The following is a 14717-nucleotide window of genomic DNA, read 5'->3' on the forward strand; positions in this document are numbered from 1 at the left end:
TCATATTGAGATCCATCTTCGGCAGCGGCAAACCACGAGAAGCTGCGGCACTTGGGCAAGGCCTCTTCACGCAGATGCTCCGAATCACACCCACAACTGTTCAAAGTCTCTCCCGAGCCATCGAAAGTAACTTCCGGCACTTCAAAACAAGCACGACCTCACTCAATGGCAACCAACCAAAACTCAGACTGCTACTCAGAAGTCCGCAATGTTCAACGGGCTGCTAGAGCATGTTGCTCTGTCCTGTGCACTCGCTTGAACTTTTTCATCAGGGAAAAGGCTGAGCTTGCTCGTGCGAGTGAGTGCACACCAAATCAGAGAATGTTCTCGTTGAGCGACTGAACTCGCGTTCCGAAGTGACCTCATCTCAGTCGAAGAGTTTGATTCATGACTGAGTGGGAACTCGTTGAACGCATGTTCTCTTCCTAAACTTCCCGAGTACTGAGACTCGTCGTTCACACACTCTCTCCGCCATCGTGTGAATGCTAGCTGTCAAATGTCTTCATCTGTTTGCCAGTCGCGAAGGGATTCCCCATCAGTCGCGGCAGTGCTCGGGAAGTTTCTTTGAAGAAGCTATCGACTCCAGTCCGTCGTTTCCTCCTTCGCGGGAAGAAGCACAACGGACTGTGACTGTCGATCAGAGTTTCAGGCAGAGCATCGCCAGAAGAATTACGAGAGGATCTGTGCGTGATCTTCGTACGTGATTTTGTACTTCTTCATCTTCTTATAGAGCGTGGTGCGATTGATCCCCAGCAGTTTTGCTGTTTCCTGTCGATTCCAGCCGTTCTGCTCAAGTGCTTCGATAATGATCTGACGTTCCGGATTTGCTAAAGCGGACTTGAGATCGTTGCTGCCAGCGAGGCGATTGGCCCCGTGCTGGACTTCGAAGTGTCCCTGCCGCAGGTGTTCGGGAAGGTCAGCGACTGTGATTGTGTCTGACTTGGCGAGAACAATGGCACGCTCGACAACATTGACAAGTTCACGAACATTTCCCGGCCATTGGTATCTTTGTAAAAGTTGAACGGCCGACTCATCGATTCCTCTGATCGACTTGTTCGTCTGGTTGTTGAACTCTTTGATGTAGTGGTCGACCAAAAGCGGGATGTCACCGATTCGCTCTCGCAGCGGAGGTTGAGTGACGGAGATGACGTTGATTCGGTAGTAGAGATCCTGTCGGAACTCTCCGGTGCGGACTCGCTCTTCGAGATTTTCATTCGTGGCCAGAATCAAACGAACGTCGACCTTATGAGTCTTCGATCCCCCGACCGGTTCGAACTCCCGGTCTTGCAAGACGCGGAGGAGTTTCACCTGCAAGCTTGGGGACGCAGTTCCGATTTCGTCAAGAAACAGCGTGCCGCCATCAGCCTGGAGGAACTTTCCTTCTTTGTCGTGGCTGGCACCTGTGAATGCACCTTGAACGTGTCCGAAGAGTTCGCTTTCAAGGAGTGAATCGGGAAGCGCACCGCAGGCGACTTCGACGAATGGCTGATCGCGACGGGTGCTCAACTGATGGATCGCTCGAGCGGTCATCGTTTTCCCGGTTCCGTTCTCTCCGAGAATCAGAACGGTCGTACGTGTATCGGCGACGCTTTCGATCAGGTCGAACATCTTCGCCATCTTGTAGTCGTGACCGATGATGTTTGCCGGTCCAAATTTGACTTGAAGCTGTTCCTTGAGCTTCTTGTTCTCTTCGACAATTTCTCGTTGCCCGAGTGCTCGTTGAATTGAGAAATTGAGTTCGTCGTCGATCACCGGCTTCGTGAGGTAATCGAACGCTCCAATCCGAATCGCTTCAACGGCGCTTTCGATTGTCCCGTAGCCGGTCAGCAGAATCACGGACGTTTCCGGTTTGTTAGCGACAACCCATTCCAGCAGATGAAATCCGTCCTGGTCCGGAAGATTGACGTCGCAAACCACGACGTGAAAATTAAATTCTTTGATGCGATCGAGCGCGGAGCGGCATGTCAACGCGGTCTCTGTCCGGTGACCGAGACTTCGCAGGTAGTCAGCCATTGCTTCGCAGATTGATCGATCATCATCGACCACGAGTAACGAACCTCTGCCACTCATCGGGAACTTTCTCTCTTTATTCCATTTGATTCGAAGCCGATGGCCATAAATCCACGTGCGCCGACTCATTGTTGCGTCGACGTTGAGCGGGGAGACGAATATTAAAACAGTGACCTGTGGGAAGGCCCTGTGTTTCGGCAGACCGCTTCAATCGGGAGGTTGGGATCGGCATCTCAACCGGACTTCGGGGATGGAGTCACTCATCTCGGAAAACAGAGTGAATAACAAACTCTTGTTTTCCAGCAGACTCTGCAGGGGGGATGTCGACAAAACACCGAATCGAGTGTGCGTCAAACTGCATCGTTGCTGAAGGTCTGAAGCCGGGAGCTGATGTTGAATTGAGGGTTCGCAAACCTAGATCACAGGTTGCATCAAGGCAACAAAAAAAATGACATTCTGATGTGGAAACGCGACATGGCTGTCAGTCTCGCACTCTGTCATTAGCGACAATCACCGAGTCCGAACCGGTTCTGAGACGATTTTGGAGAGAGCGTTGGTCGGCTCGCAGGCGTTTTCCGTTCCTGATTCAGGCCGAGAAAGTCGCTTCGACCCAAACCGGGCGGGGGGCGACGAAGGACACAACTTCCTTCGATGTCGGATGGGTGATCGACAACTCCGAGGCGTGCAGACACATCTGCTTTCCGACAGGAATGGTTTGAGTTGAGCCAAGTTCCTGCTGCGGGAGATACAGAGGGTCGCCCAGAATCGGGCAACCGAGGTGCCAGAGATGGACACGAATCTGGTTGGTGCGGCCGGTTTCGGGAACGACTTCGAGCAGAGTCGTCCCGTCCTCGAAATCTGCGAGGCGGGTCAGGTGAGTGATTGCCTGGAGCCCGTTTTCGTCGTCAATTTCACGGCCGCCGCACTCTGTGGTTTCCCGGCTGATGCGGGCATCGCACGTCAGTTGTTGCCAGTTTTCTTTGGGGCGGTGAACTCGTGCGAGATAAGTCTTCTTGACTGTGCCTTGCTCGAATTGAGGTTGAAGTTCCCGCGAGACTGCTCGAGTTTTTCCGAAGACGACGACGCCCGTTGTGTTGGCATCCAGGCGATGGGCAGGGCGGAGTTTTAACGGTTGAAATGCCTCATTCAAAATCCACTCGAGTGTGTTTCGATGGAACCGACCGCACGGATGAATCGGAAGCGGAGCAGGCTTGTGGACGACGACGATGTCGTCATCTTCGTGCAGAATTTCAATCTCTGCATTGACGTCAGGTTCGGTCATCGCGGGCTGAAAGTGAGCCAGCTGGTATCCACCACGGACAATCGTGTCCGCAGCCATGGGGCGACCACGATAGCGAATTCGCCCCGCGTTACAGGTTTCGATCCATGCTTCTTCGCCATAGTGCGGATGCTGTCCCGTGAGGAATTCGAGAAGTGTAAGGCCGTCGAACTGTTGCGGGACGTTCATCGGACGAAAATTGTCGTACGGCAGACTCCCGGGGAGTGGGGAAACAACTTCTTTGAGTCGTCTCACTCGCTCTTCGCGTTGTCGCTGGGCGATGACTTCGGGGTCTTCATAGCAGTGCGGGCAGGTGTGCGGGGGATCGTAGTGTGGGGACTGTTGATCCTCCGGAGTCAGCGGAGCCAGGCATGCGTAGCATTGAGTGGTTGACGTCTCCTGGAGATTCGGGTCGAGGGCAACTCGCTTATCGAAAACGAAGCATTCTCCCTGATAGTGGTCTCCGCCGCAGTCTTCGAAGTACTTGAGAATGCCACCTTCAAGCTGATAAATTTCCCGAAACCCTGCCTGTTCCATGAACGGACCCGCTTTCTCGCAGCGAATCCCTCCGGTACAGAACATCACAATCGGTTTGTCGCGTGTTTCCTCGGGAAGATTCTCGACTGCGGTCGGGAAGTCGCGAAAGTGATTCACTCCGATCGGAACAGCTTTCTCGAAAGTTCCGACACGAACTTCGTAGTCGTTGCGTGTATCGAGAAGCAGGACTTCTTTGCCCACATCAAGCCATTCTTTGAGCTGCTTCGGCGGGAGTTTGGCAGATGTTCGTTTTCGGGGATCAATTCCGTCCACTCCGAAAGCGATGATCTCTTCCTTGATTTTCACCAGCATCCGCTCGAATGGTTGATCAGCACTCAAGCTTTCTTTGACTTCGAGATCGGCGAATTCTGGTTGACTCTTCAGGAAGTCCAGCAACCGATCGACGCCTGTTCGGCGCCCGGCGATGAAGAGATTGATCCCTTCCGGAGTCAGCAGAATGGTCCCCTTGAGCGATTCCCGTTCACACAACTCTCGCAATTCTGAGCGACGACGTTCCAGGTCGTCGAGTGTGACAAAACGATAAGCAGCGATATTGACGATCGCCGCTTCGGAAACGGGGCCATCGATCGAGGAAGTGTTTTGGGAAGTCGAAGTCGTCACGGTTTCTTCAAGTTTTAAGTAGGGAAATCGTCTGTCAGCGGGTCGCGTATTGATTGCTGGAGTCGATTGTTACAGTACAAGCAGAGTCGTAATATCGACAGGCGAAGAAGAATCTATCTGAGAAACTGGAACAATTGATGCTCAGCAGGATTGTCATCAGTCTTCCGCTGAAGATCAAGTATTTTCGAAAACCGGTCTCCACAGTTTGAGAGAGCAGAATGTCCACAATCCCGAATCCACTCGACGTTCGTCAATCCGATCATCCCATCGACGAACTTTTCCTGAAACGCTGGTCTCCGCGGGCCATGAACGGAGAAGCCATCGAGCCGTCGGTGATGGATCAGCTCTTTGAAGCCGCACGCTGGGCTCCCTCAACGTATAACGAGCAAGAGTGGAGATTCCTCTACTCGCATCGCGATTCTCCCAGTTGGGAAACGTTCTTTGGGCTTCTCGCCGAAGCCAATCAGGCATGGTGCGACAAAGCTGGAGTTTTGATTCTTGTCGCAAGTCGAACAACATTCAGCCGCAACGGAAAACCGAATCCAGTGCACGAATTCGATGCTGGGCTGGCAACGCAAAATCTCTTGTTGCAAGCTGCTCAACTGGGAATCGTTGCCCATCCGATGGCTGGCTACGATCGCGGAAAAGCAAAGATCGCGCTGGAGCTTCCCGATGGGTTCGAAACACATTGCATGATCGCGATCGGTCACCACGGCAATCCGGAAGCACTGCCTGAACAAATGCGAAAAGGCGAAACGCCATCCGGACGAAAAACCATCGACAAAATCGCAAAGCAAGGTGTGTTTGCGTTCGAAGATTAAGAAATTCGAGTCAGAGAGTCGTCGAGTCTTGGTCCGGGAAGGTGATCGTTTCGTTGTCGATCCGGTTTCGCTGAGCAGACCGCAACCGATGTTGATCCTTCAGTTGGGATCGGAAGACAATCAGGCTGAGGACTCCGATCGCGGCCAGGACCGAGATTGCAATCATTGTGCTCCAGCTTTCCGTAGCAGCAGAAGGAGCACGCTCACGAACCGAAATTGTCTTCGCCAGAATCAGCGGAGCCTTGCGGGTGTGATCGTCGTTGGAGTTGTACCAGTAGGTTTTCAGGAAGTATCCGTTGACTGAGACATCTTCGACGAGTTGGCTTCCCAGCGTCAGGTTTTCTGGCTTGTCGAGGAACACAACCGTCGTCGGGTGTGACAACGAATCATCGGTAAAAAGTGCAGCCTCGTAGAGGCGGTCGATGCCGAATTCGTTTTCTTCAGCCGGGAAATCAATGACCTGCAGGATGTGCCCCGAGAGAGAAACGGGCTGTCCGCGAAAGGCCGCCGGATTCCGAATCATGTCGATAAATGTTGGCAGCTTGGACTCCTCTTTTCGTGCTTTCAGAAACGTGTTCGCTTCCGCCTGGAGTACAGAAGGCGACGTTTCGGCAGCTTTATGGAGCAGTGCGTAATAGGGGATATTGTCGTCGGAGTTGAGCCAGGAGTCATCCTCAACATTGCTCAATCCGGGGATTGCGTCCTCGCTCGCGGAAGGGACTTCGTCCGAAGAGTGTTCGCTCGTCGGTGAGACGGTGATCTCTTGTGCGAGAATGTGATTGCAGGTCGGAGCCAGCAAGACTGCGATCATCCAGACAGCGACCTGAAGAATAAGGGCGCGATTGAATCGCGACCGAAACCGGCAAGTCCCGAAACGGTTTTGCGAGAGTCGTTCGGTGAGCATTGAACTTCCTTCCGGTGAAGGTCACTAAATTGGTGACCGCGAGATGATGTTTATCTTCTCGCGGTCATCGTGCTGCCACTTCTGCTACTGAGCAGAACCTTCTTCCAATGCTTCTGAAGACAGGTTGGGATCCTCGTCTTCTTCGACATATTCAGTGGCTTTATACAGGTAAGCGACCGGGACAAAGACGACCGCAGTGGCGAGCATCAGCCCGGTCCAGAACCAATAATACGCAGGGCCTTCGAGGGTGACAGCCCCTCCCACGGTGATGGATGAGGAGATTTCGGTTTCCTGAATGTTCCCGCGTGCCGCTTCGACTTCTTCGCGGCCTTCTTCGCCCCTGAGTTCGATCAGTCGACGCTCAATCCAGGTATACGGAACGTCTTGATCTGACTCGGGGTTATTCGTCGCCCGCGAGACCACAGCATCGAGTGTAACATCCCAGGGAGTTTGAAATTTCTGATCATACCCGGCGGATGAAATTTGATATCGGTTTCGAGTCAGCTGTTTGTAGGCGAGTTGCTCACCATGGATGTCCGTCATGCCGGAAATGAGCTTCTGCCCCTCTTCCGTCACCGGAAGCGTCTCCCCATTCTCAGCGAATGACTGATCAATCACTTCTTTCGCTGCTTCGAGCGACGCATCTTCGGAAGTTTGAATTCCGAGATAACTCTCGTACTCCCCGAAGAACAGCAGAATGTCATCTCCGGTATCGAACTCCTGGTCTTCTCCTGCGACACGCAAGACTCGTTCGGTTCCTTCGGGCACGTCGACAGCTTCAGTGGGGATGGGCTCGCTGCGGGTTTTCCAGATGTCATGAATGGTTTTCTCGCTGCCTTCGTGTTCAAACTCTTTCGATTCCGCAATGACCATGTTGATGGACGGAACTTGAATGAAGTGATTCAGATAAGCGGTGACGAAATTTCCAAAGGCAATAAAGAAGAGCCAGACCGCCATCACGATCGACTTCATCGATTTCGGAGCCTGAGCGTACGAGAACTCAAGGCCGGTAATGGAGACCATGATCTCGCCGGAGGTAATCAAGACGTAAGCGAGAACCTGCCAGAGAATCGATGGGTATCCGCCGCTGACGATCCACTGTTCGATCAGTGCCGAAACAGCGAATGCACTCACGGTAACAAACAGGCCGATCGAGAATTTCCGCAAATGCGATAGTGGGAAAACTTTGTCAATCGCCGGGTAAATGACAAATTGAAATAGCGGGATCAAGAGCATCACGAGGATCGGATTCACCACTTGAATTTGCGAAGTCAGAATGGTGTAACCGAAGATGTTCCGGTTCATGTTCTCTGCCTGGAGAACCCATGACGAACTCGTCTGATCGAACAGTGCCCAGAAAACACTCGCAAAGATGAAGACTGCGGAAATCTTGATAAGTGTCATCCAGCCGCCGCGCCGGACCAGATCGTTAATGAGTTCGGATCTGGCAGGCGGAATGTGCACGAATTTGTATCGCCCCAGCCAGAACATGAGTGTCGCGATTCCCATCAGAACGCCAGGAATTCCAAACGCCACATGGGGGCCGTACCACTTCAAGAGCCAGGGGGTGAGAATCGTCGATACGGTCGAACCAAGATTGATCGAAAAGTAGAACCATTGATACACCTTCGACATCAGGTGCTGGTTGCTCTTTCCGAATTGATCACCCACGTGTGCCGACACACAAGGTTTGATTCCTCCTGATCCCACGGCAATCAGGGCTAAACCCAAGTACAAATAGGCGGTGGGAGACATTCCGGGGCTGCCGATGAAGGCGAGAGAGAGGTGCCCCAGGCAGTAAATCACAGAGACCCAGATGATGAGTGGATATTTGCCTGTCAGAAAGTCGGACAGCAAAGCCCCGAAAATGGGGGCGAAGTAGACGGCAGTTGAGAAAGTGTGATATCGGGCAGTCGCTTCAGCGTTACTCATCGACGGAAAAATCTGATCTGACATGAGATGCAGATACTGCACGAGAAACACAACGAGAATGGCCCGCATTCCGTAATAGCTGAATCGTTCCGCTGCCTCGTTGCCGACGATGTAGGGAATCCCTGGGGGCATCTTATCGGTTTCTGGAGGAACCGTGATGTACTGTTCAGCCATTCGGACATCTTTCCTTTATCGCTTTTTTCGAAATGGTCTTCGCGAGTCTGCACGAGAAACTGCGTCGAAAACCATGTCAAACAGTCCAGGCGAGTGCACCGGCAAGAGCAACAAGCTCTCGAAATCTGTTCTCATCGTGAGGGAGCGTTCACAGACTCTATCTATTCGCCGGAATTCCAACAAACCTGTTTTCCACTCTGGTGGGTTCGCATCGGAATGAAAGAATTTTCTGATGCGAGCATTGGTGTGAGCATCAATGGGCCGTGAAAGTCATTCCGCCTCAATTCATCAATCGCATCTCATGAGTCGGCAATTGGAGTCAGGTCTCCTTGCTCAGCGACCTGAACACGATAGACTCCGCCGGGGCTGTGAGATCATTTTCGAGAAGGTCTTTACGAATTCGCACGAGCAAACTGGACGAAACCAGCGCTGAATTGTCCAAGCGAGTGCACAGACGAGAGCAACATGCTCTCTTCCCGGTTACTGAATTGCGGAGTCAATGATGTCACTATTGAGCCTGAGAAACCTGTCGTTCACCTGGTCGGGAGCACCGCTGCTCGATGAGATCAATCTGGAAATTGAACGGGGCGAGCGGATCGGTCTGCTCGGGCGAAACGGGGCTGGGAAGTCGACGTTGATGAAGATCATCGCCGGGGAAATCACGCCGGATGACGGGATCAGGAACCTCGCCGATGGGGTTCGAATTGGCAGACTGGTGCAGGATGTTCCCGCTGGCACCGACCAGACAGTGGCAGAAGTGATTCGGAAGGGAACCAACGTCGAGAAGGAAAGCTGGGAACTCGATCAGGATCTCAAACGGGTTCTTTCGCAGGTTGATCTGGATGGCGAAGACAGTTTCTCAGAACTCTCCTCTGGGAAAAAACGACGAACACTCCTGGCGCAAGCGCTCCTTCAGGAGCCAGACATTTTGCTTCTCGACGAACCGACCAACCATCTCGATATCAAATCGATCACGTGGCTTGAAAACTTTCTGAAAGGATATTCCGGCACCATTCTGTTTGTGACTCACGACCGGGTCTTTCTGCAATCGCTGGCGACTCGGATTCTCGAAGTCGATCGCGGTCATTTGTTCGACTGGACGTGCGACTATCAGACCTTTCTGAAACGCAAGGAGCAGCAGCTGCACGCAGAAGAACAGCAGCAGGCAGCGTTTGATCGAAAGCTTGCCGAAGAAGAAGTCTGGATTCGGCAGGGGATCAAAGCCCGGCGCACGCGCAATGAAGGCCGCGTGCGAGCCCTCGAAAAGATGCGTGAAGAACGCCAGCAGAGAAGAAACCGAGTGGGCAATGTCCGCATGGAAGCCAGTCAGGGAGACCGGTCCGGACATCTTGTCATGAAAGCGGACAAGATTGAGTTCGCGTATCCTTCGTCAGAACCGATTGTGAAAGACTTCTCAACGACGATTGCCCGGGGAGACAAAATCGGAATTATCGGGCCGAACGGGGCAGGCAAGAGCACTCTGCTCAAACTGATGCTCGGGCAACTGGAACCAACCGGCGGCGATCTCCGTCTCGGAACGAATCTTAAAATCGTCTACTTCGATCAGCTGCGGGAACAGATCGACGACGAAAAGACCGTGGCGGAAAACGTCGGCGAGGGGCAGGACCAACTCGTCATCAATGGAAAGCAGCGGCACATCTACGGGTATCTGCAGGATTTCCTGTTCACTCCGGAACGTGCACGTCGACCGGCACGTTTTCTTTCCGGAGGAGAACGCAACCGTTTGTTGTTGGCACGAGTTTTCAAGCGGCCCTCGAACTTGATGGTCCTCGACGAACCGACAAACGATCTCGACGAGGAAACGCTCGAACTCCTCGAAGAGTTGCTGATGAATTATCCCGGCACAATCCTCCTCGTAAGCCATGATCGTGCGTTCCTGAATAACGTGGTCACAAGCACGATTGTTCTCGAAGGAGACGGAACCGTCCGCGAATACGACGGCGGCTACGATGACTATCTGAGGCAGAAAAACGCTCAGGCCGACTCTTCTGCAGCGACAGCGAAGCCGAGCGAAAAGAGCAATCAACCCACTCGCCCCACTGCTCAACGCGCAAAGCTTTCGTACAAAGAGAAACAGGAACTGGAATCGTTGCCAGCGACGATTGAAGATCTCGAATCACAACAGGCCGACCTCCAAGCTGCGATGGGCGATCCCAGCTTCTTCAAACAAGACCGCACCGTGATCGCCGAAGAATCCGCCCGTCTCGAAGAACTCGGCACGCAACTCGAAACTCTCTACGCCCGCTGGGAAGAACTCGCGTCGCGAGAATCGTAACACGAGCCATCATCTCGAAGACGGTCTCACTCTTTTCGGGTTCTCGATCCGTTCACTGCTTTTTGAATCTGGATGTCCATCATTCTTTGGACAGGCCATCGGAAAGTCGTCTGTCCGATGATCACCTATCTGTCAGCTTGGACATTGATCAACCATGGGCTTGTGTCAAATCACGGTTTTTCGAGGAAGATACGACGAAATTCGCATCTTTTGCGTTTCGGTATCAAATCTGCATTTGGAATGTTGCAACCGTTATTTCCCAACTTTAAGTGAGGAGACACAATCATGGCAGTTGCAACTGCAGAGACGAGCGACATTCTGAAAATCATTCTGGCGATCCTGCTTCCACTTGTTGGAGTATTTCTTGAAGTGGGCCTTGGAGTGCCATTCGTCATCAACGTTCTGTTGACCATTCTCGGGTACATCCCCGGAATCATCCACGCGCTTTACGTCATCCTGACACGATAGACCGTTGTTCGCAGCGCCATCCAGAGGGCAGTTCCCGTTCACTCGATTGTTGTTCGAAACAGGGAACTCTCCATCGCAAACGGTCTCGAGAAATCTCGAGCGTTTGTCGTCCGCCATGACATGGGGTGATGCGTTGGAGCAATCGCGAGGTTCTCATGGCTGCACCGTCATCGAAAAACGATCCGATCAAGAATCGCGAAGCCCGGATTCAACGGATCTATCAAATTGCCGATCTCCTGGATAACTCCATGACTGTTCCCGGAACTCGTTTCCGAGTCGGGTGGGACAGCGTGATCGGGCTCGTCCCGGGAATCGGTGATCTGACATCCGCCGCGATTTCGGGATACCTCGTTGTCGAGGCGGCGAAACTCGGGGCGCCAAAATGGGGCCTGATGAAAATGCTCGGGAATGTTGGAGTCGACACCTTCGTCGGGGCCATTCCGATCTTTGGGGACCTCTTCGATGCTGCTTATCGGTGTAATCGAAGAAACGCACGACTATTAAGAGAACATCTTGAATCACAAACCGGAACCGCTGATGCGGGACCTCAGATAACCAATCCGCTCGAGAAACCCGGGCGGCCAAAGGAGTTAACTCATGGCTAACGAAAATCTACACGTCGTCACCCACGAAGAAGATGGTTGGGCAGTTAAGCGCGAAGGCGTTTCTGATCCTGTCTCGACTCATCGAACTCAAAAGGAAGCAGTCACCGCTGCCGTGAATTCGTGTGATGACGATTCCGTCTCAGTTACCATCCATCGCCGCGATGGAAGAATCCGCGAAGTAAAAACTGTGAATGGTGACACCAACAGCGACACGGCAACATCGACATCACGACGGACGCGCCGCTTCGACGAACTTACCAATCTGGGAAGTCGAATTCGCTGGGGAGCCGTTGCAGCTGGCTTCTTCGTTGCCATGGCAATGAGTGTCGCGCTGACAGCTCTCGGTGTCGCTCTGGCCGTTTCGTTCTCTTCAATGCTTTCCGCAGAAAGCCTCGGAATCTTCGTTGGAGTCTGGGTGACAGTCACACTGCTGGCATCGCTCTTCGTCGGAGGAATTACGATTTCCCAACTGACGATCGGCGAATCGGACGTCTATGAACCGAGCATCTACGGAGTCGTGCTGTGGGCATTGATGGTCTTCGTCGCTCCTCTGGTTCCCGCAGCTGGTGCGAACTATGGATTCGGAAGTCTGGAAAGCTCACAGGTTGCACTTCAACAATCAAACCAACAGGAGAGCAACGCGAATGCCGACGACGCAGTCACGCGCGGCCAGTCTCCTGATGAAAACGCAGAGAGTGACGCCGCCAATACTTCCGAAGAAGGAACTACCGCGGCCGAAGAGATGAATGAAACGATGCAACAGGCCCGACAGGAAATCGCAACCCCAGTCAACTGGGAAGGTCTGAAAGGCGTCGAAGTCGCATGGATGACATTCGTCGCAGTTATTCTGTCACTGGGAGCATCCGTCTCCGGAGCCATCCTCGGAAGCCAACTCGACCGAGACGAAGAACTGATCGCATCTGCAAAACGCTAAGAGCAATCAAATCGAAACCGATTGAAGAGCCAACAGCTCGATGAATGTTTTACCAACACTCATCGAGCTGTTTTTGTTTTCGTAGGAATCGAAAATCGTTAAATTTGTGGCCATCTTTAGGCGTAACGTTTACTGGGCAGAAATTCTTACTGATCTAAAGAATCGAATTTGGTAAGAATCTTCGTAACCTTCCAGAGATCGCTTGTGTCAGAACGACATGGGACGAAGGATTAACGAGAAGGTGTATTTCTACATTCGACGAGGAAGTCGGAAACACATTCGTCGTCTGTTAAAAAAACATCCCGATCTTCTCATGTCTGATGAAGCGATGCTTGCCTTTACCGCGATATGGCACAATCGATCGATGCTTCGCTGGCTGCTCGAACGAGGTGTTTCACCTGACGGAAGAATTGGAACGGACGGCAACACACCCCTGATGCAGGCAGCTTCTGACGGCGATCCTGAGTTAATGCAGTTGCTGTTAGAATTTGGAGCAGATGTGAACGCCCTCAACGAGGAGTCAGAGAATCCGCTCGGATTCGAGGTCGCCTGGAAACAACTTGAATCGATCCGGATTCTTGTTGCCGCAGGCGCTGACGTCAACGATATAACCGACTCCGGGCCTGAACGAACTCAACTCGATATCGCCGAGTTTTCCGGTTGGACTGAGGTCGCCGCACTCTTGAGATCACTTGGTGCGAAACGTTTTAGTGAGTTATAAGACTTCTTTCGTATACTCGTGAACGAAATATTGGCCATTTTCGTCCTCCCATCATCGAGAGTTCGTTGCCGTGTCGGGCTTTTGGTCGGAGACTCATCGGACAAGCTTCGTAGGGGGGGGTGCGGAGTCAACCTCAGCCATTGACCCGATGAAAGAGTTCAAGCGAGTGCACAGGAAAGAGCAACTTGCTCTGGCCAATGTGCCAGCATTCTATTGGTGAATGACGATGGACGTTCTACAGTACGATGCAATATTAAGAGTGACATACCTCACTCAAGCCGAGGGCGGTCGGAGAAGACCGATCGTACTGGGAGAGGTCCACTATGGATGTCCGGTGAGTGTCAATGGAAGTTACTACGACTGTCGTTTCCTCAGTGCGTCATCTTCAATTCTCATTCCGGGACACACTTATGAGATCGCCGTCAAGTTTCTTTCCCCAAATCTTGTGTTAAGTTTGTTGCATGTCGGCACAAGTGTCCGTTTACGGGAGAGCAGGGACATTGCTTTTGGACATGTGGTGGATGTTGCAAAGCATGAATCGAGCGATTGAAGTGATCAAAACTTTTGATCTCGCAAGAGAACACACTTTTCGAACACAGGAAATGCGTCGACGGCGATGGAGTCATTAACACGGAGGGATTCGGGTTGGACGTAGCTGATGGAAGTTGCTGCCCACCCTCTCAGTCATAGAAGAAAACGTTATTGATGCAACCATCTGTCGCGATTGTGCTTGCCTCGATTTTTGCGTTGATGGGATTGCCCATCGTAATAATGAATGCGATTGTCTTTTGGAAATCCTGCATCTTGCGACTCCGAACGCCATCATGGATTCCACTTCTCGGGGGAGGTCTGTTCACAATTGCGATGTTGATTCAACCGCATCCTTCGGTTCGGGAGTTTTGGTGGATCCCATTAATATGTGACTACGGCTGTCTTCCCGGATTTGTACACACCATTGCAGCGCTCTTGTGGCAGACCTCTCGGATCGATCGACGGTGACGAATTTCACCGGGGTACAGGTATCTGGAGTTCATGTGCTTTGGTTTCAATGCGTTTACGGAGAGTCGCATATTGGTGGAATAAAACTCTCACGCAGATTGTCCATCTTGCCTCGGTGGGTCTCGGAGGGCAGGAATTCGGCAATAGGTGCCGATGAAAGTGGGTGGGCTGGCGGTTGTTGCGAATCTTTGGCGGGTGATCTCTCTGGGGAATTCCGTCGGGGGTATCATGCGTGTCGATTCGCACCGGGCATTGAAATCGCCGGGGCGACGATGGACAGACGACCAGCTAGCAGCCCGTTGAACATTGCGGACTTCTGAGTAGCAGTCTGAGTTTTGGTTGGTTGCCATTGAGTGAGGTCGTGCTTGTTTTGAAGTGCCGGAAGTTGCTTTCGATGGCTCGGGAGAGACTTTGAA

12 protein-coding genes are annotated in these 14717 nt (G+C 52.4%); 6 read left to right on the forward strand and 6 right to left on the reverse strand.

Annotation, left to right across the window (positions count from 1 at the left end):
• Window positions 1-669: 669 nt before the first annotated feature.
• Together KOR42_RS24435 and KOR42_RS24440 are read right to left on the reverse strand one after the other, a co-directional pair.
• A complete protein-coding gene (locus tag KOR42_RS24435; RefSeq protein ID WP_146512462.1) occupies window positions 670-2070 on the reverse strand; it encodes a sigma-54-dependent transcriptional regulator in 1401 nt (466 codons plus the stop codon).
• A 526-nt stretch (window positions 2071-2596) separates the two neighbouring features.
• Window positions 2597-4447 carry a sulfurtransferase gene (locus KOR42_RS24440; protein WP_231741117.1) on the reverse strand — a complete coding sequence of 617 codons (1851 nt, stop codon included), beginning with the start codon at window positions 4445-4447 and terminating at the stop codon, window positions 2597-2599.
• A 218-nt stretch (window positions 4448-4665) separates the two neighbouring features.
• Here KOR42_RS24440 and KOR42_RS24445 point away from each other — a divergent pair, with 218 nt between their 5' ends.
• Complete coding sequence (locus KOR42_RS24445) at window positions 4666-5268, forward strand: nitroreductase family protein (protein ID WP_146512453.1); 603 nt, start codon at window positions 4666-4668, stop codon at window positions 5266-5268.
• 10 nt (window positions 5269-5278) lie between these two features.
• Here KOR42_RS24445 and KOR42_RS24450 read toward each other — a convergent pair whose 3' ends face one another.
• Both KOR42_RS24450 and KOR42_RS24455 read right to left on the reverse strand, forming a co-directional pair.
• A complete protein-coding gene (locus KOR42_RS24450; protein ID WP_146512454.1) occupies window positions 5279-6172 on the reverse strand; it encodes a hypothetical protein in 894 nt (297 codons plus the stop codon).
• Window positions 6173-6256: 84 nt separating this feature from the next.
• Entirely contained in the window at window positions 6257-8278 is a 2022-nt protein-coding gene (locus KOR42_RS24455; RefSeq protein WP_146512455.1) for a POT family MFS transporter, read from the reverse strand.
• A 499-nt stretch (window positions 8279-8777) separates the two neighbouring features.
• Between KOR42_RS24455 and KOR42_RS24460 the strand changes: the two genes are divergently transcribed.
• The 5 genes from KOR42_RS24460 (at window position 8778) to KOR42_RS24480 (ending at window position 13302) form a co-directional block, all read left to right on the forward strand.
• Window positions 8778-10574, forward strand: a complete 1797-nt coding sequence (locus tag KOR42_RS24460; protein WP_231741118.1) for an ATP-binding cassette domain-containing protein — start codon at window positions 8778-8780, stop codon at window positions 10572-10574.
• Window positions 10575-10859: 285 nt separating this feature from the next.
• The gene (locus KOR42_RS24465; protein ID WP_146512457.1) at window positions 10860-11042 is read left to right on the forward strand and encodes a YqaE/Pmp3 family membrane protein; all 183 of its coding nucleotides are present in this window, start codon (window positions 10860-10862) and stop codon (window positions 11040-11042) included.
• A 155-nt stretch (window positions 11043-11197) separates the two neighbouring features.
• The gene (locus tag KOR42_RS24470) at window positions 11198-11647 is read left to right on the forward strand and encodes a DUF4112 domain-containing protein (RefSeq protein ID WP_197441551.1); all 450 of its coding nucleotides are present in this window, start codon (window positions 11198-11200) and stop codon (window positions 11645-11647) included.
• Complete coding sequence (locus KOR42_RS24475; RefSeq protein ID WP_146512459.1) at window positions 11640-12581, forward strand: DUF2188 domain-containing protein; 942 nt, start codon at window positions 11640-11642, stop codon at window positions 12579-12581. The genes KOR42_RS24470 and KOR42_RS24475 overlap by 8 nt, the downstream gene beginning before the upstream one ends.
• A gap of 217 nt (window positions 12582-12798) precedes the next feature.
• Window positions 12799-13302, forward strand: coding sequence for an ankyrin repeat domain-containing protein (locus tag KOR42_RS24480; RefSeq protein WP_146512460.1), 504 nt, complete (start codon window positions 12799-12801; stop codon window positions 13300-13302).
• Between the two features lie 680 nt (window positions 13303-13982).
• Here the strand turns inward: KOR42_RS24480 and KOR42_RS27695 are convergent.
• A complete protein-coding gene (locus KOR42_RS27695) occupies window positions 13983-14105 on the reverse strand; it encodes a hypothetical protein (protein WP_261342074.1) in 123 nt (40 codons plus the stop codon).
• Between the two features lie 422 nt (window positions 14106-14527).
• A partial coding sequence (locus KOR42_RS27560) for a hypothetical protein (RefSeq protein ID WP_231741119.1) occupies window positions 14528-14717 on the reverse strand: 190 nt, incomplete at its 5' end.

Source organism: Thalassoglobus neptunius (assembly GCF_007859735.1).
Taxonomy (GTDB): domain Bacteria; phylum Planctomycetota; class Planctomycetia; order Planctomycetales; family Planctomycetaceae; genus Thalassoglobus; species Thalassoglobus neptunius.

What these genes read in the sequence shown, in the direction of transcription:
- KOR42_RS24435 (WP_146512462.1), bottom strand. Translation starts at nt 2,070, where the DNA reads ATGAGTGGCAGAGGTTCGTTACTCGTGGTCGATGATGATCGATCAATC.
- KOR42_RS24445 (WP_146512453.1), top strand. Translation starts at nt 4,666, where the DNA reads ATGTCCACAATCCCGAATCCACTCGACGTTCGTCAATCCGATCATCCC.
- KOR42_RS24450 (WP_146512454.1), bottom strand. Translation starts at nt 6,172, where the DNA reads ATGCTCACCGAACGACTCTCGCAAAACCGTTTCGGGACTTGCCGGTTT.
- KOR42_RS24455 (WP_146512455.1), bottom strand. Translation starts at nt 8,278, where the DNA reads ATGGCTGAACAGTACATCACGGTTCCTCCAGAAACCGATAAGATGCCC.
- KOR42_RS24460 (WP_231741118.1), top strand. Translation starts at nt 8,778, where the DNA reads ATGATGTCACTATTGAGCCTGAGAAACCTGTCGTTCACCTGGTCGGGA.
- KOR42_RS24465 (WP_146512457.1), top strand. Translation starts at nt 10,860, where the DNA reads ATGGCAGTTGCAACTGCAGAGACGAGCGACATTCTGAAAATCATTCTG.
- KOR42_RS24470 (WP_197441551.1), top strand. Translation starts at nt 11,198, where the DNA reads ATGGCTGCACCGTCATCGAAAAACGATCCGATCAAGAATCGCGAAGCC.
- KOR42_RS24475 (WP_146512459.1), top strand. Translation starts at nt 11,640, where the DNA reads ATGGCTAACGAAAATCTACACGTCGTCACCCACGAAGAAGATGGTTGG.
- KOR42_RS24480 (WP_146512460.1), top strand. Translation starts at nt 12,799, where the DNA reads ATGGGACGAAGGATTAACGAGAAGGTGTATTTCTACATTCGACGAGGA.
- KOR42_RS27695 (WP_261342074.1), bottom strand. Translation starts at nt 14,105, where the DNA reads ATGCAGGATTTCCAAAAGACAATCGCATTCATTATTACGATGGGCAAT.